The sequence below is a fragment of the Hydrogenophaga sp. genome, from assembly GCF_050182545.1.
GTDB lineage: Bacteria > Pseudomonadota > Gammaproteobacteria > Burkholderiales > Burkholderiaceae_C > Hydrogenophaga.
The window spans coordinates 72,754-92,230 of record NZ_JBFXCD010000012.1; the positions used below are offsets into that span (position 1 = coordinate 72,754).

The window sequence follows — 19,477 nt, forward strand, 5'->3', positions numbered from 1 at the left end:
TACCTTCAGCGCCGCGACAGGCGCAGCGCGTTGCCAACCACCAGCAGCGAACTGGCCGCCATGCCCAACCCGGCCAGCGACGGCGGCATGAAGCCGGCCAGCGCCAGGGGCACGCTCACGGCGTTGTAGCCCGCAGCCCAGGCCAGGTTCTGGCGCACCGTGCGCAGGGTGGCGCGCGCCTGGGTGAGCGTGCGCACCACGTCCATCACCTGCCCACCCTGGACGATGAAGTCCGACTGCGCCTGCGCCAGCGGCGCCGCATGACCCAGCGCGAACGAGGTGTCGGCGCGCGCAAGCACCGGGCCATCGTTGAGGCCATCGCCCACCATCGCCACCGTCAGGCTACGCGCCTGCAGGCCGGCGAGTTCGGCCAGCTTGCCCTCGGGCGAAGCGCCGCCGACCACGTGGTCCACACCCACCGCCTGCCCGACCCGCTGCGCCGCCATGACCCGGTCACCCGACAGCAACCAGGTTCGCACGCCCAGTGCCCGCAGGGCCGACACCGCTTCGGCGGCGTCCTCGCGCAGGCCTTCGCGAAGCCGGAAGGTGGCGAGCCAGCCGTGCGCGTCGCCCAGATGCACCTGTGGTGCGTCCCCCTCGTCTGGGCGCACCGGCACGCCGCAGAAAGCCGCGGAACCCAGGCGAACCCACGAACCATCGGGCCGCAGCGCCTGCATGCCCTGCCCCGCGCGCTCCTCGTGGCCGGCCAGTGCCGCGAGCGCAATGCCCGCGCTGGCGGCACTGGCCGCGATGGCGCGGGACGCCGGGTGCAGGGACCCTTCGGCCAGCGCACCCGCCAGGGCAAGTGCCTGCTCCCTGTTCACGCCTTCGCGGGTGACCAGTGCATCCAGTTCAAGCCGGTCATGGGTCAGGGTGCCGGTCTTGTCGAACACGACCGCATCAATGCGCGCGAGGGTCTCGAAGGCCTGCAGACGGCGCACCAGCACGCCGCGCCGCGCGAGCGCGCCGGCCGATGCCAGCATGGCCGCCGGGGTGGCCAGTGACAGCGCGCAGGGGCAGGTGACGATGAGCACCGCCACCGCCACCGCCAGCGCCTGCGTGTGATCGATCTGCCACCAGTACACGCCGGCAGCGGCCGCCGCGAGCAGCACCAGGACGAGGAACGGTGCGGCCACGCGGTCGGCCAGCACCGCCCAGCGGGGCTTCTCGACACTGGCCTGTTCCATCAGGCGCACGATCTGCGCGAAGCGGGTGTCCGCGCCGGTGCGCTGCACGCGCACGCGCACGGGACCGCCCAGGTTGAAACTGCCCGCCACCACCGCCTGCCCATGCGAGCGCGTCACGGGGTGGGATTCGCCCGTGAGCAGCGCTTCGTCCACCAGCGCCACCTCGTCGAGCAAGGCCCCGTCCGCGGGAAAAGCCTGCCCTGCGCGCACGCGCACCAGGTCGCCCGCGCGCAAGCGCCGCAGCGAGACGGATTCGTACCCCCCGTCAGGGCGCTGCCGCTCGCACACCTGCGGCAGGCGGTTCATCAGTTCGTCCAGCGCGCCCGCCGTCCTGTCGCGCGCCTTGTGCTCCAGGTAGCGGCCACCAAGCAGGAAGAAGACGAACATGGTCAGCGAGTCGAACCACACTTCGGAACCCCAGGGGCCGGTGGGGTCGAAGGTGGCGGCGGAGCTGGCAAGAAAGGTCACCAGGATGCCGATCGACACCGGGGTGTCCATGCCCACGCGCGCATGCCGCAGGTCACGCCATGCGCTGGCGAAGAAGGGGCCACTGGCGAAGAACACCACCGGCAGGCTGATCACCCAGCTGGCCCAGCGCAGCAATTGCTCGATGTCGGGCGGAATGTCGCCGGGCGACGTCACGTACGCGGGCCATGCGTACATCATCACCTGCATCATGCAGAAGCCCGCCACGAACAGCCGCCACAGCGCCTGCCGGGTCTCGCGCTGGCGTTCGCTGACGGATAGGGCCTGTTGCAACGGGAGCAGGCGGTAGCCAGCCTCGCCCACCGCACGCGCCAGGCGCGAGAGCTGGGTCTGCGAACGGTCCCAGCGCAGCGTCAGGCGCCGGCTCGCCGCCTGCACCCGCGCCTGTTGCACCCCCGGCAGCGCAGTGAGAACGGACTCCACCGCGTCGGCGCAGGCCGCGCAATGCATGCCCTGCACCACCAGCAGCGACTCGGCTTCGCTGCCACCCTCCGCGTCCAGCGCGCGGGTGAAGACCTCCTGCTCGCCGGGGTCATCGAGCACCGCGAAGTCGTCGGTCACGGTCAGCGACCCGCGCTGCAACCCCAGCCAGCCCGATGCGGGCGTGGCGGCGCCTTGCGGCGCCTCGCGCGCAACACCGCTTTGCCACCGCTGTGGTGGCGCTGCTGATACGGCCGGATTCATGCCCGCAGGCTACGTCACATCGTGTTGCAAGCCCTTGATACAGATCAACCGCGCCAGCCCAAGCTTTGTTACGCTGATGCCATGCCCCAACAACAGAAGGAGAACCTCATGTACAAGCGCATTCTGGTGGCCACCGACGGCTCCAAGCTCTCCCAGCAGGCTGTGGAGCACGGCCTGAACCTGGCCGACCTCACGGGCGCCGAGGTGGTCGCGCTCAAGGTGATCCCGCGCTATCCCCAGACCTATTTCGAAGGGGGCATGGCGCTGGCGGCGGCCGAGATTGCCCGCATCGAGAAGCAGTGGCACACCGAGGCCATGGACGCGGTCAACGCGGTCAAGTCGGCCGGGCAACTGCGCGAGGTCAAGGTCAAGCCGGTCACGGTGAAGTCCGACCTGATTGCCGAGGCCATCATCGCCGCGGCCAAGCGCAACAAGTGCGACCTCATCGTCATGGCATCGCACGGTCGGCGCGGCATCAAGCGCCTGCTGCTGGGCAGCGAGACCCAGCAGGTGCTGACGCACTCGCACATCCCGGTGCTCGTGCTGCGCTGAAGGCCTGCGCCGGCACGCGCCGGCCAGACAGGGTAGAGTGCGCGGGCCTGCCGCCCGCCCATGCCCAGAGATCCCAGCCCGTCATCGCCCGCCACCGGTGCCTTTGTCACCGGCTCCACGCTGCGCCACGTCATCACCATGACGGCCACCGGCTCGGTGGGCCTGGTGGCGGTGTTCTTCGTGGACATGCTCAACCTGTTCTACATCTCGCTGCTGGGCCAGAAGGAACTGGCCGCGGCCGTGGGCTACGCAGGCACGCTGCTGTTCTTCATCACCTCGCTGGCCATCGGCCTGTCGATCGCCGTCACGGCCCTCACCTCGCGGGCGCTCGGGCGCGGCGACCGCGAACACGCCCGCACCCTGGCCGGTGCCTCGCTGGTCCTGATGGCATCGACCATGACGCTGGCGGCCTTGCTGGCCCTGCCCTGGCTGCCGTCGCTGCTCGCGCTGCTGGGCGCCAGCGGAGAAACCGCCGCCCTGGCCCTGCGTTTCCTGTACATCGTTCTGCCCTCGGCACCGCTGCTGGGCATGGGCATGTGCCTGGGTGCGCTGCTGCGTTCGCTGGGCGACGCGCGGCGCGCCATGTGGGTCACGCTGGGTGCGGGCGCGGTGGCCGCCGTGCTCGATCCGATCCTGATCTTCGGCCTGGGCTGGGGGCTCGATGGCGCCGCCGTCGCCACCCTGGTCACGCGCGGCGCGATGATGCTGATCGGCCTGCAGGCGGTGCTGCGCGTGCACAGGCTGTACACCCGCCCGAACCTGCCCGTGCTGCGGCAGACGCTCGGTCCCTTCCTCGCCATCGGGTTCCCGGCGGTGCTCACGCAGGTCGCCACGCCGGTGGGCAACGCCTTCGTGACGGCGGCCGTCGCGCCTTTCGGCGACGACGCGGTGGCCGGCTGGGCCGTGATTGTGCGCCTGATCCCCGTGGCCTTCGTGGCCCTGTTCGCGCTCTCGGGGTCCATCGGTCCGATCCTGGGCCAGAATCTGGGCGCGCACCGCCATGACCGCCTGCGCACGGCCGTGCGCGACAGCCTGAAGGTGGTGCTGGTCTACGTGCTGGTGGTGTGGTTGCTGCTGGCGCTGGGCAGTGGTGCCATTGCCGACGCCTTCGGCGCCACTGGCGAGGCGCGCCAGCTGATCGTGTTCTTCTGCGTCTTCGTGGCCGGCAGCTTCATGTTCAACGGCGCCCTGTTCGTGGCCAACGCGGCTTTCAACAACCTGGGTTTCGCGTTCTACTCGACGGCGCTGAACTGGGGCCGCTCCACCCTGGGCGTCGTGCCCTTCATCTGGCTGGGCGCGCAATGGTTCGGTGCGCGCGGCGTGATGGCCGGCTATGGGCTGGGCGTGGTGCTGTTCGGCATCGCCGGCGCGCTGCTGTGCTTTCGCGTGCTGCGCCGGCTGGAGACTCAGGCGGCCTTGAACAGACCCGCGTAGTCGTTGCGCAGCAGGTTCTTCTGCACCTTGCCCATGGTGTTGCGCGGCAGTTCGGGCACCACCACGCAGCGCTTGGGAATCTTGAAGTTCGCCAGCCGGGCCTTGAGGGCCGCGAGCACCTCCTCGGGGTTCACGGCCGCGCCGGGCCTGGCCGTGACCACCGCCACCCCCACCTCGCCAAAGTCGGGGTGCGGCACGCCCACCACGGCACTCTCGGCCACGCCGGGCATCTCGTTGATGCAGCTCTCGATTTCCGCCGGGTAGACGTTGTAGCCGCCGGAGATGATCAGGTCCTTGCTGCGTCCGACGATGCTCACGTAGCCCCGGTCGTCGACGCGGCCCACGTCGCCGGTCTTGAAGAAGCCGTCGGCCGTGAACTCTTCGGCCGTCTTCTCGGGCATGCGCCAGTAGCCCTTGAACACGTTGGGACCGCGGACCTGGATGGCGCCGATGTCGCCCGCGGGCACCGGCCGGTTGGCGTCATCGACCACCCTCAGCTCGTTGCCCGGCAGGGGAAAGCCCACCGTGCCCCCACGCCGCTCGCCCTGCCCGCCGTGGCGCGCGTCGGGCGCATAGGGGTTGGAGGTGATCATCACCGTCTCGCTCATGCCGTAGCGTTCCAGGATGGTGTGGCCGGTGCGTGCCCTCCATTCGTCGAAAGTCTCGATCAGCAACGGCGCCGAGCCCGAGACGAACAGCCGCATGTGCGCCGCCTGCTGTTTCGTCAGGCCTGGCTCGGCGAGCAGGCGCGTGTAGAGCGTCGGCACCCCCATGAACACGGTGGCGCGCGGCAGCAGTTCCACCACGGCACGCGGCTCGAACTTGTTGAGCCAGAGCATGGGGCTGCCGTTGATCAGGGCACCATGGATGGCCACGAAAAGGCCATGCACGTGGAAGATCGGCAGCGCGTGGATCAGCACGTCGTCGGGCTTCCAGCCCCAGTAGGTCCTGAGCACCTGCGCATTGCTCAGCATGTTGCCGTGCGAGAGCATCGCGCCCTTGCTGCGCCCGGTGGTGCCGCTGGTGTAGATGATCACGCCGAGGTCGTCGGCGCGGCTTGGCACCGGCGTGTGCAGGTCGCTGTGGTGGGCGGCGCGCTCGAGCAGGCTGCCGCTGCGGTCCTCGCCGAGCGTGAACACGTGGCGCGTGCCGGCCTTGAAAGCGATCTTCGACACCCAGCCAAAGTTGGCGGGGCTGCAGACCACCACGGCCGGTTCGGCGTTGCCCACGAAGTACTCGATCTCGCCGGCCTGGTAGGCCGTGTTGAGCGGCAGGAACACATGGCCGGCGCGCAGCACGGCGAGGTACAGCATCAGCGCCTCGACCGATTTCTCCACCTGCACCGCGATGCGCGAGCCCGCGGGCAGCGCCAGCGATCCCAGCAGGTTGGCCAGCATGGCGCTGGCGCGGTCCAGGTCGCGCCAGGAGTAGCGCAGGCCGGGATGGGCGCCGCCCACGGTTTCCACGGCGGTGGCATCGAGATCGGCGGGAAACGCCGCGCGCAGGGCGGCATACAGGTTGTGGTTGCTCATGGTGGTTCTAGGGCCTGTTCACACTATTTTTCCAAGTGCGAATGGGGTGGAAACAGCGCCAATCGAGGCGCGCGACGACGGCCAGACTGGGTGTCTGGCCTGGGAGTGCAACGAAGAGTGGCGCTGTTTCCACCCCATACCCTTCGGGTTGCGGCCAAAAAGGCCATGCGCGGCGTTGCGAAGCCTTGCCGGGGGGCAACCCCGGCTGCGTTTCGCGCCTTGCGCATGGCCTTTTTGATCCGCAACGCATCTTGGAAAAATAGTGTGAACAGGCCCTGGTGCGGGACGGGAAGTCAAAACGCGGGGCGGCGCCGGGCCACGAAAGCTTCAATACCTTCGCGGTGCTCGGCCTCGTCGGCATAGCGGTAGGCGCCCTCCACGACGGATTCGATCGGCTGACCCGCGGACAAGGCCCGAAGGGTCTGCTTGTTCAGGCGCGCGGCACGCGGGGCCAGCGCCAGGATCTGCTGCGCACGCGCCAGCGCTTCGGTGGCCACACCAGCGTCGGGCAGCACGGCATGCAGAAAACCGCGCGCCTTCATCTCCCGCGCACCGAGCACCGCCGCCTCCAGCAGCAGCTCGCGCGCGGTGGCCGCACCCGCCTCGCGTGCGACGAGCTGCGCCTCGCGGGGCGCCATCGGAAAGCCCAGCCGCGCAATCGGCGCGCCGAAGCGCGCGCCCTCGCCGGCCACTCGAATGTCGCAGCAACTGGCAATTTCAAGGCCCGCACCCAGGCAGTTGCCTTCGATCTGCGCCACGATGGGCAGGTCGCAAGCCAGCATGGCGCCCAGGCCACCCCAGACATCGGCCTCATGAAAGTCGCGCAGGGTGACCTCCTCGAAACGAAAGGCCGGGTATTCGGAGATGTCACCGCCGGCGCAGAAATGCCCGGCGTCGCCGGCGACGATCACGCAGCGCAGGTCCTCGCGCGCCTGCAGCGCCAGAAAGATGGCCCGGAGTTCGCGCCACATCGATCGCGACATGGCGTTGAACTTGCCTGGATGGCACAGGCTCACGCGCGCGAGCGTGCCGTCGATGCCGAGCCGCACCTGCCCGGGCATGCCGCAATCAGCCTGCCGCGGCGCCAGCCAGGCGCACGGACATGTGGACGACAGACGTCTCGATCAAACGATGGTCTCCGGGAACGACGCGAATGGCCTCAAAGGTAGAGCTCCCTGACGGCCTTGGCTATCGGGATTTTTCCCTGCGCCAGCAAGGCGCGGTGCTTGTCCAGCCGCTTGAGATCATAGAGGTAGTTCACCATCAGGCCGAACGACTGTCGCGCCCCCTTGGCAGACGGATCGGCGGCCCAGTTCAGGCGCTCCACGCACGCGCCATTGCCCAGGTGGAAACGCGCCACCGGATCCAGCGGCCTACCATCCTTGAGCTCGTCGCCCAGGTAGCGGGCGGCCCAGCCCATGAGCGCGCGGCGCTCCGGTGCCCCGTCGGGCAACTCATCGGCGCGCTCCCAGGCCTTGAGCAGCTCGGCCGGCGCGTTCTTCGAAAGCCAGGCCCGCAGGCCGGGGATCGGCGAGAGCGTGGCGAAGGTCTTGAGGCGCGGAAACTCGTGCTTGAGCGTCTCCACCACGTGCTTGATCAGCGAGTCCCCGAAGCTCACGCCCTTGAGACCGGTCTGGGTGTTGCTGATGGAGTAGAAGATTGCAGTCGTGGCCTTGTCCAGATCGGCCGGTGCGGCCGACTCGTCGAGCAGCGGCGTGATGCTGGTGGCGATCTCGTTCATCAGCGCCACCTCCACGAAGATCAGCGGCTCCTGTGGCAGGCGGGGGTGAAAGAAGCCGTAGCAACGCCGGTCACTGTCGAGCCGGTTCTTCACGTCGGACCAGCTGCGGATGTCGTGCACCGCCTCGTACTTGATGAGCTTCTCCACCAGCGAGGCCGGCGAATCCCAGGTGATGCGTTGCAGCTCGAGAAACCCCACGTCGAACCAGGTGGAGAACATGTACTCCATCTCGACGTCGAGCGCGAGCAGTCGCTTGTCCGTCTTGAGCTGCGGCTGGAACTCGGCGCGCATGTCCACCAGGAAGCGCACACCCTCGGGGTTGGCACTGAAGCGCTGCAGCAGGCGGCGCCGCGGCGAGACCGTGGCGCGGCGGTACAGCACTTCGGCTGCGGCCTCGTCGGGTGTACCCACCGCGGCGGCGAACTGGGCCTGCGCCTCTTTCACATGCTCTGGGTCCGCCACAAAGCGCTCGCTCATGAGCAGCCAGAGGTCGCGCCGCTGAGGCGTGCTCGCACCGGCGTACCAGTCCATCATGGCCTGTGCGCGGCGACCGCCCTCGACTTCGCTCACCAGCGGGTCGACGATGGCCTGGAGGTCCTTGAGCGACTGGCGCAGCATGCGCGGTGACATGGCCTCTTCGTCATGGCGCAAGGTGGCCTTGAGGCGCTCCATCGTCGTGCGCGGCCGGGCCGCCTTGGCGCCCGGCCGCAGCAAGGACACGCCTTGGGCGAGCCAGTCGGGAGGCGTCATCGGAAGTCCTCCTTTCGGTGGGTAGGGGCAAGGTTGCAGGCGGAGCGAGTCATGCGGACAACCTCGACTTCTGGCTGCGCGCGAGTTCGCGCAACGCCACGCGCTGGCGCGTCAGGTGGGTGCGCATGGCGGCTTCCGCGCCTTCGGCGTCGCGGGCCTTGAGGGCGGCGAACACCGCCATGTGCTCGGACAGGCTTTGCTCCAGCCGGCCCGGCGCGTGCAACTGCTGCAGGCGAGCGAGGCGCACAATCTTGCGCAGGTCGCCAATCACCTGCGCCAGCCAGCGGTTGTCGGCCAGAAGGATGATGGCCTCGTGGATTGCATGGTTGGCCTCGTAATACTCGTTGATGCGCCGCGATTTCGCGAACCGGTTGAGCCGCTCGTGCAGGGCTTCCAGGGCCGCCAGGTCGGCGTCGGTCGCGCGGGTGGCCGCCTCGAACGCGCAGCGTCCCTCCAGGAGGGCAATCACGGGGAAGATTTCGTCGAGGTCGCGCTCGGTGATTTCGCTCACGAAACAGCCGCGGCGGGGTTCGTGGCGCAACAGGCCTTCGGCGGCCAGCACCTTGAGCGCCTCGCGCAGCGGCGTGCGAGAGATGGACAGCTCGGCGCACAGCGCGGGTTCGTCCAGAAAGCTGCCGGGCAGGAGCTCACCGGCAAAGATGCGTTCGCGCAACTTTGCGGCCACCTCGTCGTGCAGGGAATTGAGCACCAGTCGCATTCGTAATGATCTGTAATTATGAGAAATTTTACGATACGCTGCTCTAAAGGCAACCCGTGTTTACCCTGCGGTGCTCAGGTCTTCGACGCGCGCCGGCCGAACCACCACCACAGGCCGGCGCCACCCAGGATCATGGGCACACACAGCCACTGGCCCATGCTCATGCCCAGCGAGAGCAAACCCAGGTGGGCGTCGGGCTCGCGGAAGAACTCGGCGATAAAGCGAAACACGCCGTAGCCGAGCAGGAACACGGCCGAGACCTGTCCGCGTGCCCGCTCCTTGCGGGCGTAGAACCACAGCAGCACGAACAGCAGCAGACCTTCGAGCAGGAACTGATACACCTGCGAGGGATGGCGCGGCAGGTCCCCCGCGCCCCGGAACACCATGCCCCAGGGCAGCGACGGGTCGGCCACGCGGCCCCAGAGTTCGCCATTGATGAAGTTGCCCAGGCGCCCGGCAGCCAGGCCCGTGGGCACGCAGGGCGCCACGAAATCCATCACCTGCATGAACGGACGCTGGCGGCTGCGCGCGTACCAGACCATGGCCAGCATCACGCCCAGCAGCCCGCCATGGAAGCTCATGCCGCCCTGCCACACGGCAAAAATCTCGAATGGGTGGGCCAGGTAGTACGCTGGTTTGTAGAACAGGCAGTAGCCAATGCGCCCGCCCGCCACCACGCCGAGCACACCGAGGAAGAGGATGTCTTCCACGTCGCGACGCGTCCAGGCTGGCTGCGTGATACCGGCAAACGGCATGTGGCGCAGGCGCGCACGGGCCAACAGCATGAACAGGCCGAAAGCCAGCAGATAGGTCAAGCCGTACCAGTGAATGGCCAAGGGTCCGATCTGCAGGGCGACAGGGTCGATCTGGGGGTGTTGAAGCATGGCGGCTATTGTGGCAGGGGCGAAATTACGCGGCCCGTGTGCGCGCGAACTCGACAAAGTGCGCCAGTGTCGGGCTCACGGCCTCAGCGCGCCAGACCAGGCTGGTTTCGCAGGCAGGCACGGCACGCCCACGCACTGGCCGCACGCCGCGATACACCACGCCAGGCCGCTGGAACTGCCGCACACTTTGCGGCACCCAGGCAATGCCCAGACCGGCCGACACCAGGTTGACGATGGTCTGCATCTGGATCGCCTCCTGCGCCACCAGGGGCACGCGGTCGACCGCGTGGTACAGGGCAAAGATGGCGTCGTGCAGCGTGGGCAGGATGCGCCGCGGGAAGATCACCAGCGGCTCGGCCAGCAGCGCAGTCAGCCCCACGCGGTCATGCGCCGAGAGCGGATGTGACTCGGGCAGGGCCACCACCAGCGGCTCGCTGGCGATGCGCGCGTGCGCCAGACCGGGCGCCTGAAACCCGGGGGAATGCAGCACCATGCCGGCGTCCACCTCGCCGCGCGCCAGCAACTCCAGTTGCACATCGCCGGTGGCTTCGATCAGCTCCAGCGCGATCTGCGGCCAGCGCTGGCGAAACGCGCGCACCCATCGCGGCAGCAGCTCGAACCCCACGGTGGACACGAAGGCCAGGCGCAGGCGCCCGGTCTCACCGGCGGCAGCGGCGCGCGCCAGCGCGGGCAGTCCCTGGGCCCGTGCGAGCAGCTCGCGCACCCCGGGCAGCAGCGCCGCCGCCGCCGGCGCCAGCGCCACGCTGCGCCGGGTGCGCTCGAACAGGCGCACGCCCAGCGCCTGTTCGAGCCCGGCAATCGCCTGCGTGAGCGGCGGCTGCGTCATGTGCAGGCGCGCAGCGGCGCGTCCGAAGTGCAGCTCCTCGGACAGGACGACGAACTGCCGCCATTGCCTCAATTCAATGCGCAGCGGATTTTTTGCCTCACTCATATGCTGCACATATTAATCGAAGCGATCAAAGCAATTGGAAAGCGGCCGACGCCTGACGCATACTCGCGGCAAACGACCCTGGTGCGCTCGCCGCAGCCACCCTTCCCTCCCCCCACGAAAAGACATGCCATGGCAGACAGCAAAACCATCACCATCAAGCCCATCAACAGCCGCAGCTCGCACATCACCGAAGGCAAGTCGCGCGCGCCCAACCGCTCCATGTACTACGCCATGGGCTACGAGGAAAGCGACTTCAAAAAGCCCATGGTAGGGGTGGCCAATGGCCACAGCACCATCACCCCTTGCAACAGCGGCCTGCAGAAGCTGGCCGACGCAGCGGTGGCCGGTATCGAGGAGGCGGGCGGGAACGCCCAGATTTTCGGCACGCCCACCATCTCCGACGGCATGGCCATGGGCACGGAGGGCATGAAGTACTCGCTGGTGAGCCGCGAGGTGATTTCCGACTGCATCGAGACCTGCGTGCAGGGTCAGTGGATGGACGGCGTGGTGGTGGTCGGCGGCTGCGACAAGAACATGCCCGGCGGCCTGATGGGCATGCTCCGTGCCAACGTGCCCGCCATCTATGTGTACGGTGGCACCATCCTGCCCGGCCGCTACAAGGGCCAGGACCTGAACATCGTTAGCGTGTTCGAGGCCGTGGGACAGAACGCCGCGGGCAACCTGAGCGACGAGGACCTGCTGGAAATCGAAAAGCGCGCCATTCCTGGCACAGGATCCTGCGGCGGCATGTACACGGCCAACACCATGTCCTCGGCCTTCGAGGCCCTGGGCATCTCGCTGCCGTACTCAAGCACCATGGCCAATCCGCACGACGAGAAGATGAACTCGGCGAAGGAGTCGGCCAGAGTGCTGGTTGACGCCATTCGCAAGGACATCAAGCCGCGCGACATCGTGACCCGCAAGGCCATCGAGAACGCCGTGGCCGTGATCATGGCCACCGGCGGCTCCACCAATGCGGTGCTGCATTTCCTGGCCATCGCCCACGCGGCCGGTGTGGAATGGTCCATTGACGACTTCGAGCGCATGCGCAAGAAGGTGCCCGTGCTGTGTGATCTCAAGCCCTCGGGCAAGTACCTCGCTGTCGACCTGCACCAGGCGGGCGGCATTCCTCAGGTGATGAAGATTCTGCTCAATGCCGGCCTGCTGCATGGCGACTGCCTCACCATCACCGGCCAGACCATCGCGGAAGTGCTCAAGGACGTGCCCGACGTGCCGCGCGCCGACCAGGACGTGATCCGCCCAATCAACGACCCGATGTATACACAGGGCCACCTCGCCATCCTCAAGGGCAACCTCTCGCCCGAGGGCGCGGTGGCCAAGATCACCGGCCTGAAGAACCCGGTCATCACCGGCCCGGCGCGCGTGTTCGACGACGAGCAGTCGGCGCTCAAGGCCATCCTGGACGGAAAGATCGTCGCTGGCGATGTGATGGTGCTGCGCTATCTCGGCCCCAAGGGAGGCCCGGGCATGCCCGAGATGCTGGCGCCCACCGGCGCGCTCATTGGCGCGGGCCTGGGCGAGAGCGTGGGCCTGATCACCGACGGCCGCTTCTCAGGCGGTACCTGGGGGATGGTGGTGGGTCACGTGGCGCCAGAGGCGGCAGCAGGAGGCACGATCGCCTTCGTGCAGGAAGGCGACTCGATCACCATTGACGCCCACAAGCTGGTGCTGGAGCTCCACGTGCCAGAGGCGGAGATCGCCAAACGCCGCGCCGGCTGGACGGCGCCGCTGCCACGCTACACGCGCGGTGTGCAGGCCAAGTTCGCTTTCAATGCAGCCAGCGCCAGCAAGGGCGCCGTGCTCGACAACTACTGACCCGAAAAGGAACCGCTCAGCGCGAGCGCCGCTTGGTTTTTATGCCCAGGGCCTCACGCTGCTTGTCGATGCGGTCCTGCTTTTTCTGGTCCATCTTCTCCATGGCTTTGCGGCGCGTGTAGCCGGTGGCGTCGGCCCATGCCCACCATGCCACCGCGAGCGCGAACGGCGACAGCACCCACCACCAGGACCAGGTGGCCACGACGCCGTATTCCATGTACTTCATCAGCAACAGCAGGACGCCCAGGATCAGCAAATACATCACACACTCCGGTAAAGGCCCCGTGAAGCGGGCAAGCAACTGTAAGCGTTCGTTTCCGAGAGGCCCGGCGTCGGTAGAATCAACCGAGTCAACTCCTCAGATCTCAAACAGAAGGACAACCCCATGAAACGCGCTCTCCTGATTATGGCCGCCATGACCACGCTGGCGGCGCCCGCGATGGCCGATGAAGCCCTGGCCAAGAGCAAGAACTGCATGGCCTGCCACGCCGTCGACAAGAAGCTGGTGGGCCCGTCGTACAAAGACGTGGCCAAGAAGTACGCCGGTGATGCCAAGGCCGTGGACATGCTGGCCACAAAGATCATGAAGGGTGGCTCGGGCACTTGGGGTGCCATTCCCATGCCGGCCAACCCGCAGGTCAGCGAGGCCGACGCCAAGAAGCTGGCGGCGTGGGTTCTGAGCCAGAAATAAGCGCACCTCGCGCTGCAACAAAAAACCCGCTGGGCTCCAGCGGGTTTTTTGTTGCCCGCAGCGCCAGCGCGGCGCGCGAACTGAATCAGTTGTTCTCTGACAATTGATCCAGGATGGCCGGGTTCTCCAGGGTCGAGGTGTCCTGGGTGATGGCTTCGCCCTTGGCGATTGAACGCAGCAGCCGCCGCATGATCTTGCCGCTGCGGGTCTTGGGCAGGTTGTCGCCGAAGCGGATGTCCTTGGGTTTGGCGATTGGACCAATCTCCTTGCCCACCCAATCACGCAGTTGTTTGGCAATCGCCTTGGCTTCCTCACCCGTCGGGCGCGCGCGCTTGAGCACCACAAAGGCCACGATGGCTTCACCGGTCACGTCGTCTGGCCGGCCCACTACCGCCGCCTCGGCCACCAGGTCGGTCTTGCCCACCAGCGCCGACTCGATTTCCATCGTGCCCATGCGGTGGCCCGAGACGTTGAGCACGTCGTCGATGCGCCCGGTGATGCGGAAGTAGCCGCGGTCGGCGCTGCGCACGGCGCCGTCGCCCGCGAGGTAATAGCCCTTGAGCTCCTCGGGAAAGTAGCTCTTCTTGAAGCGCTCCGGGTCACCCCAGATGGTGCGGATCATTGAAGGCCACGGCTTCTTCACGACCAGAATGCCGCCCGCGCCGTGGGGCACATCGTTCCCCGCCTCATCGACGATGGCCGCCGCAATGCCGGGCAGAGGCAGCGTGCACGAACCGGGCACAAGTGGCGTGGCCCCCGGCAGGGGCGTGATCATGTGACCGCCGGTCTCCGTCTGCCAGAAAGTGTCCACGATCGGGCAGCGCTCGCCGCCGACGTGCTTGTAGTACCACATCCAGGCTTCGGGGTTGATGGGTTCGCCCACCGAACCGAGCAGGCGCAGGCTGGTGAGGTTGGAACGCGCCGGGTGCACTTTCTCATCGCCCTCGGCGGCCTTGATCAAGGAACGGATGGCCGTGGGTGCCGTGTAGAAAATGCTGACCTTGTGCTTCTCGATCATTTGCCAGAAGCGCCCCGCGTTCGGGAAGGTGGGGACACCCTCGAACACGATCTGCGTTGCACCCGCGGCCAGCGGACCGTAGGCCACATAAGTGTGCCCAGTGATCCAGCCGATGTCGGCGGTGCACCAAAAGATGTCTTCGGGCTTGAGGTCGAAGGTCCAGTTCATCGTGAGCTGGGCCCACAGCAGGTAGCCGCCGGTGCTGTGCTGCACGCCCTTGGGCTTTCCGGTGGAGCCCGAGGTGTAGAGCACGAACAGTGGATGCTCGGCACTCACCATCTCGGCCGGGCAGACGTCGGATTCCTTCGCCACCACCTCGTGCATGAAGCTGTCGCGCCCGGGGACCATGTTGCATGCGGTCGGCGTGCGCTGGAACACGATCACGTTCCTGATGCTCTCGCAGCCACCCATGGCAATGCCTTCGTCGACGATCGCCTTCAGCGGCAGCTCCTTGCCACCGCGCAACTGGTAATTGGCGGTGATCACGGCCACGGCACCCGCGTCCTGGATGCGCTCCTGCAGTGCCTTGGACGAGAAGCCGCCAAACACCACGCTGTGCGTGGCACCGATGCGCGCGCAGGCCTGCATGGCGACCACGCCCTCCACCGTCATGGGCATGTAGATGACGACACGATCACCCTTTTTCACGCCACGCGCCTTCAACGCGTTTGCGAAGCGGGAAACCTTGGCCAGGAGCTCCTTGTACGTGACCTTGGTCACCTCGCCACCATCGGCCTCGAAAATGATCGCGGTCTTGTTCTCCACGGGCGTGCCCATGTGGCGATCAAGGCAGTTGTAGGAGGCATTGATCTCCCCATCCTCGAACCACTTGTAGAACGGGGCCCCGGAACTGTCCAAAGTCCGGGTGAAGGGCTTGTGCCAGCTCAGGGTTTCGCGCGCCAGGCGCGACCAGAAGCCTTCGAAATCCTTGTCCGCCTCGTCGCACAGCGCCTGGTAGGCCGCCATGCCGGATACCCGGGCGGCCTTGACCGTCGCCTCCGCGGGTTCAAAGACACGGTTCTCGACCAGGGTGGATTCGATGGACGACGAAGGTGCGGACATGTGCAGTCTCCTGGGATGTTGTGGGTACGCGATTGCGGCGGACTGTGCGCAAGGGCTCTTACGAGCCTCTTACACCCGACTGCGCCGGACTCGACCGCACCGGGTGCGGATGGCCGAGGCACTCATACAATACACCGGCGCCAACCCGACGCGCGACAGATTCTCTCCCCGCATGACCGACCCCGTCAAAGCCACCGCCCCCATCCGGGCCCTGCCCAACCTGATCTTCGCCAGCCGCTGGCTGCAGCTACCGCTCTACATCGGGCTGATCGCAGCGCAGGGCATTTACGTCTTCCATTTCTGGGTCGAACTGGTCCACCTGATCGAGGCAGCTTTCGGCAACGACGCCGCGCTGGCCAAGCTGGTCACCAGCATCGGCTACAAGAGCGACGTGCAGCTCACCGGGTTGAACGAAACCGTGATCATGCTGGTCGTCCTGGCGCTGATCGACGTGGTCATGATCTCCAACCTGCTGATCATGGTGATCGTGGGCGGCTACGAAACCTTCGTCAGCCGCATGCACCTGGAAAACCACCCCGATCAGCCTGAATGGCTCAGCCACGTGAACGCCTCGGTGCTCAAGGTGAAGCTGGCCACCGCCATCATCGGCATCAGCTCCATCCACCTGCTCAAGACCTTCATCAACGCCGCCAACTACGACGAGAAGGTGCTGATGTGGCAGACCATCATCCATGTCGTGTTCCTGCTCAGCGCCATGGCCATCGCCCTGACGGACCGGTTGATGCAGCCGGCGCCCGGCGCGAAACACTGAGGCCGGTCCCGAATCCCGATCAAAAAAAGGCGGTCGCAACGACCGCCTTTTTCTTCGCGCATCCGCCAGGTCAGCGCCCGACCATTCGCTCGGCCCGCACCCACAGATCGAACTGCTCCGGCGTCACATGACCCAGCGCCAGTGCGGCTTCGCGCAAGGTGGTGCCCTCCTTGTGGGCTTTCTTGGCGATCTGCGCGGCCTTGTCGTAGCCGATGTGCGGATTCAGTGCCGTCACCAGCATCAGCGAGCGATCCACCAGTTCGGTGATGCGAGCGCGGTGGGGCTCGATGCCCACCGCGCAGTGGTCGTTGAAACTGCGCATGCCATCGGCCAGCAGGCGCACGCTCTGCAGGAAGTTGTGCGCCACCATGGGGCGGAACACGTTCAGTTCGAAATTTCCCGAAGCACCACCGATGTTGATGGCCACATCGTTGCCCATCACCTGCGCGCAGAGCATCGTCACCGCTTCGCTCTGCGTGGGGTTGACCTTGCCCGGCATGATGGATGAGCCGGGCTCGTTCTCCGGAATGGCGATTTCGCCCAGGCCGCTGCGTGGGCCACTGGCGAGCCAGCGGACGTCGTTGGCGATCTTCATCAGACTGGCCGCCAGCGTTTTGAGCGCACCATGCGCATGCACCAGCGCATCGACACTGGCCAGGGCCTCGAACTTGTTCGGCGCGGTCACGAAGGGCAGCCCGGTGAGCCGGGCCAGCTCGTCGGCGACCTGCGCCGCGTAGCCCCTCGGCGCGTTCAGGCCCGTGCCCACCGCCGTGCCGCCCAGCGCCAGTTCGCACAGGTGCGGCAGCGCACCGCGCACATGGGTTTCGCCATGCGCGAGCTGCGCGACCCAGCCGGACATTTCCTGCCCCAGCGTGAGGGGCGTGGCGTCCTGCAGATGGGTCCGCCCGATCTTGATGATGTCGTCAAACGCGGCGGCCTTCTGCTCCAGCGTGCCACGCAGCCGCGTCAGGGATGGCAGCAGCCGGTGCGTGATCGCTTCGACCGCCGCCACGTGCATGGCGGTCGGAAACACGTCGTTGCTGGACTGGCTGCGGTTGACGTCGTCGTTCGGGTGCACGCGCCTGCCTTCGCCGCGCGCGCCGCCCAGCAGTTCGCTCGCACGGTTGGCCAGCACCTCGTTGACGTTCATGTTGGTCTGCGTTCCCGAGCCGGTCTGCCAGACCACCAACGGGAATTCGGCGTCATGCACGCCGGCGATCACCTCGTCCGCGGCCGACACGATCGCCTGCGTCGTGTTGTCCGCCTGCAGGCCCAGAGCGTGGTTGACCACCGCCGCCGCGCGCTTGATCTGCGCAAGGGCGCGGATGAGCTCGCGCGGCTGGCGCTCGCCGGAGATGTCGAAGTTCCGCAGCGAGCGCTGTGTCTGCGCGCCCCAGAGGCGATCAGCCGGCACGTCGACCGGGCCGAAAGTGTCGTGTTCGGTTCGGGTGGCTGGGCGCATGCTCATGGTCTGGCTTCACCTGTCAAAATAACGGGCTGGGACCCTCCTGCCCGGAGACCCTCAGCATAGTTCCGAACCAAAGCAACTCTGACGGGATGGCCTCTTGAAGCCCGGTGGCCGCCAGCGCGATTTGCTCCCAATGCCCACGACACCATGACGACCACCATCCGCCAGGCCGACCTCATCGAATCCGTCGCCGCCGCGCTGCAGTACATCAGCTACTACCACCCGGCCGACTACATTGCCCACCTGGCCCGCGCCTACGAGCGCGAACAGAGCGCTGCGGCCAAGGACGCGATCGCGCAGATCCTGACCAACAGCAAGATGAGCGCCACCGGCCACCGGCCGATCTGCCAGGACACCGGCATCGTCAACGTGTTCCTCAAGGTGGGCATGAACGTGCGCTGGGAAGGCTTCACCGGCAGCCTGGACGACGCCATCAACGCGGGAGTGCGCCAGGGCTACAACCATCCCGACAACCAGCTGCGCGCCTCGGTCGTGGCCGACCCGCAGTTCGCCCGCAAGAACACGAAGGACAACACCCCGGCGGTCATCTTCACCGAGCTCGTGCCTGGCGACACGGTGGAAGTGACCGTGGCGGCCAAGGGAGGTGGCAGCGAGAACAAGAGCAAGATGATCATGCTCAACCCCGGCGACTCGGTGGTCGACTGGGTGCTCAAGACCGTGCCCACCATGGGCGCAGGCTGGTGCCCACCAGGCATGCTGGGCATCGGCATCGGCGGCACCGCCGAGAAGGCCGTGCTGATGGCCAAGGAAAGCCTGATGGACGACATCGACATGTACGAACTACAGGCCAAGGCGTCCAGGGGAGAAAAGCTCGATCAGGTCGAAGAGTTGCGCCTGGAGCTGTACGAGAAGGTCAACGCGCTGGGCATTGGCGCCCAGGGCCTGGGTGGGCTGACCACCGTGCTCGACATCAAGATCAAGATGTACCCCACCCACGCGGCCAGCAAGCCCGTGGCCATGATCCCCAACTGCGCCGCCACGCGCCACGCGCACTTCGTGCTCGACGGCAGTGGTCCGGTCTACCTGGACGCCCCCAGCCTGGACCTCTGGCCCAACGTCAACTGGGTGCCCGACACGCAGAAGAGCCAGCGCGTGGACCTGAACAAACTGACCCCGGCCGAAGTGGCCAGCTGGAAGCCGGGCCAGACCCTGTTGCTCAACGGCAAGATGCTCACCGGCCGTGATGCTGCGCACAAGCGCATTCAGGGCATGCTGGCCAAAGGCGAAAAGCTGCCGGTGGACTTCACCAACCGCGTCATCTACTACGTCGGCCCGGTCGATCCGGTGCGTGACGAGGCCGTGGGACCGGCCGGCCCCACCACCGCCACGCGCATGGACGGCTTCACCGACATGATGCTGGAGCAGACAGGGCTCATCGCCATGATCGGCAAGGCCGAGCGCGGTCCGGTGGCCATCGAATCGATCAAGAAGCACAAGAGCGCCTACCTCATGGCCGTGGGCGGCGCGGCCTACCTCGTGTCCAAGGCCATCAAGCACGCGAAGGTGGTGGGATTCGAAGACCTGGGCATGGAAGCCATCTACGAATTCGACGTGGTCGACATGCCCGTGACAGTGGCCGTGGATGCCGGTGGTACCAGCGCCCACATCACCGGCCCGGCCGAGTGGCAGAAGCGCATTGCCACCGGCGAATTCAAGGGCATCGCCGTCGCGGCCGCTTGACAACCGTCG

General features: G+C 66.9%; 16 protein-coding genes. 6 read left to right on the top strand and 10 right to left on the bottom strand.

Annotated elements, in window-relative coordinates; genetic code table 11:
- Positions 1-5: 5 nt before the first annotated feature.
- Positions 6-2,357, bottom strand: a complete 2,352-nt coding sequence (locus tag AB7P10_RS13705) for a heavy metal translocating P-type ATPase (RefSeq protein WP_428294407.1) — start codon at positions 2,355-2,357, stop codon at positions 6-8.
- Between the two features lie 108 nt (positions 2,358-2,465).
- Between AB7P10_RS13705 and AB7P10_RS13710 the strand changes: the two genes are divergently transcribed.
- Positions 2,466-2,909 carry a universal stress protein gene (locus AB7P10_RS13710; protein WP_428294429.1) on the top strand — a complete coding sequence of 148 codons (444 nt, stop codon included), beginning with the start codon at positions 2,466-2,468 and terminating at the stop codon, positions 2,907-2,909.
- A gap of 60 nt (positions 2,910-2,969) precedes the next feature.
- Complete coding sequence (locus AB7P10_RS13715; protein ID WP_428294408.1) at positions 2,970-4,343, top strand: MATE family efflux transporter; 1,374 nt, start codon at positions 2,970-2,972, stop codon at positions 4,341-4,343.
- Here AB7P10_RS13715 and AB7P10_RS13720 read toward each other — a convergent pair.
- The 6 genes from AB7P10_RS13720 to AB7P10_RS13745 all read right to left on the bottom strand — a co-directional run bounded on the left by AB7P10_RS13720 (position 4,316) and on the right by AB7P10_RS13745 (position 10,920).
- Entirely contained in the window at positions 4,316-5,875 is a 1,560-nt protein-coding gene (locus AB7P10_RS13720; protein ID WP_428294409.1) for a malonate--CoA ligase, read from the bottom strand. The genes AB7P10_RS13715 and AB7P10_RS13720 overlap by 28 nt on opposite strands.
- 293 nt (positions 5,876-6,168) lie before the next feature.
- Positions 6,169-6,936, bottom strand: coding sequence for an enoyl-CoA hydratase/isomerase family protein (locus AB7P10_RS13725; RefSeq protein ID WP_428294410.1), 768 nt, complete (start codon positions 6,934-6,936; stop codon positions 6,169-6,171).
- Between the two features lie 98 nt (positions 6,937-7,034).
- Positions 7,035-8,366, bottom strand: a complete 1,332-nt coding sequence (locus tag AB7P10_RS13730) for a malonyl-CoA decarboxylase (RefSeq protein WP_428294411.1) — start codon at positions 8,364-8,366, stop codon at positions 7,035-7,037.
- Between the two features lie 49 nt (positions 8,367-8,415).
- Positions 8,416-9,084 carry a GntR family transcriptional regulator gene (locus AB7P10_RS13735; protein ID WP_428294412.1) on the bottom strand — a complete coding sequence of 223 codons (669 nt, stop codon included), beginning with the start codon at positions 9,082-9,084 and terminating at the stop codon, positions 8,416-8,418.
- A 74-nt stretch (positions 9,085-9,158) separates the two neighbouring features.
- Entirely contained in the window at positions 9,159-9,968 is an 810-nt protein-coding gene (gene lgt / locus AB7P10_RS13740; protein ID WP_428294413.1) for a prolipoprotein diacylglyceryl transferase, read from the bottom strand.
- 25 nt (positions 9,969-9,993) lie between these two features.
- Positions 9,994-10,920, bottom strand: a complete 927-nt coding sequence (locus AB7P10_RS13745; RefSeq protein WP_428294414.1) for a LysR family transcriptional regulator — start codon at positions 10,918-10,920, stop codon at positions 9,994-9,996.
- A 129-nt stretch (positions 10,921-11,049) separates the two neighbouring features.
- On the opposite strand from AB7P10_RS13745, the gene ilvD reads away from it, so the two are divergent.
- On the top strand, positions 11,050-12,756 hold the full coding sequence (gene ilvD / locus AB7P10_RS13750) for a dihydroxy-acid dehydratase (protein ID WP_428294415.1): 1,707 nt from the start codon (positions 11,050-11,052) through the stop codon (positions 12,754-12,756).
- Between the two features lie 16 nt (positions 12,757-12,772).
- On the opposite strand, the gene AB7P10_RS13755 is transcribed toward ilvD, so the two are convergent.
- A complete protein-coding gene (locus tag AB7P10_RS13755; protein WP_428294416.1) occupies positions 12,773-13,018 on the bottom strand; it encodes a TIGR04438 family Trp-rich protein in 246 nt (81 codons plus the stop codon).
- A 123-nt stretch (positions 13,019-13,141) separates the two neighbouring features.
- Between AB7P10_RS13755 and AB7P10_RS13760 the strand changes: the two genes are divergently transcribed.
- Positions 13,142-13,447 carry a c-type cytochrome gene (locus tag AB7P10_RS13760; protein WP_428294417.1) on the top strand — a complete coding sequence of 102 codons (306 nt, stop codon included), beginning with the start codon at positions 13,142-13,144 and terminating at the stop codon, positions 13,445-13,447.
- 85 nt (positions 13,448-13,532) lie between these two features.
- Here AB7P10_RS13760 and acs read toward each other — a convergent pair whose 3' ends face one another.
- Positions 13,533-15,527, bottom strand: coding sequence for an acetate--CoA ligase (acs, locus tag AB7P10_RS13765; RefSeq protein ID WP_428294418.1), 1,995 nt, complete (start codon positions 15,525-15,527; stop codon positions 13,533-13,535).
- 172 nt (positions 15,528-15,699) lie between these two features.
- On the opposite strand from acs, the gene AB7P10_RS13770 reads away from it, so the two are divergent.
- Entirely contained in the window at positions 15,700-16,299 is a 600-nt protein-coding gene (locus tag AB7P10_RS13770) for a TIGR00645 family protein (protein ID WP_297655284.1), read from the top strand.
- A gap of 70 nt (positions 16,300-16,369) precedes the next feature.
- Here the strand turns inward: AB7P10_RS13770 and fumC are convergent, their stop codons facing one another.
- The gene (fumC, locus tag AB7P10_RS13775; protein ID WP_428294419.1) at positions 16,370-17,767 is read right to left on the bottom strand and encodes a class II fumarate hydratase; all 1,398 of its coding nucleotides are present in this window, start codon (positions 17,765-17,767) and stop codon (positions 16,370-16,372) included.
- A gap of 147 nt (positions 17,768-17,914) precedes the next feature.
- Between fumC and AB7P10_RS13780 the strand changes: the two genes are divergently transcribed.
- Complete coding sequence (locus AB7P10_RS13780) at positions 17,915-19,468, top strand: fumarate hydratase (protein WP_428294420.1); 1,554 nt, start codon at positions 17,915-17,917, stop codon at positions 19,466-19,468.
- Positions 19,469-19,477 lie beyond the last annotated feature (9 nt).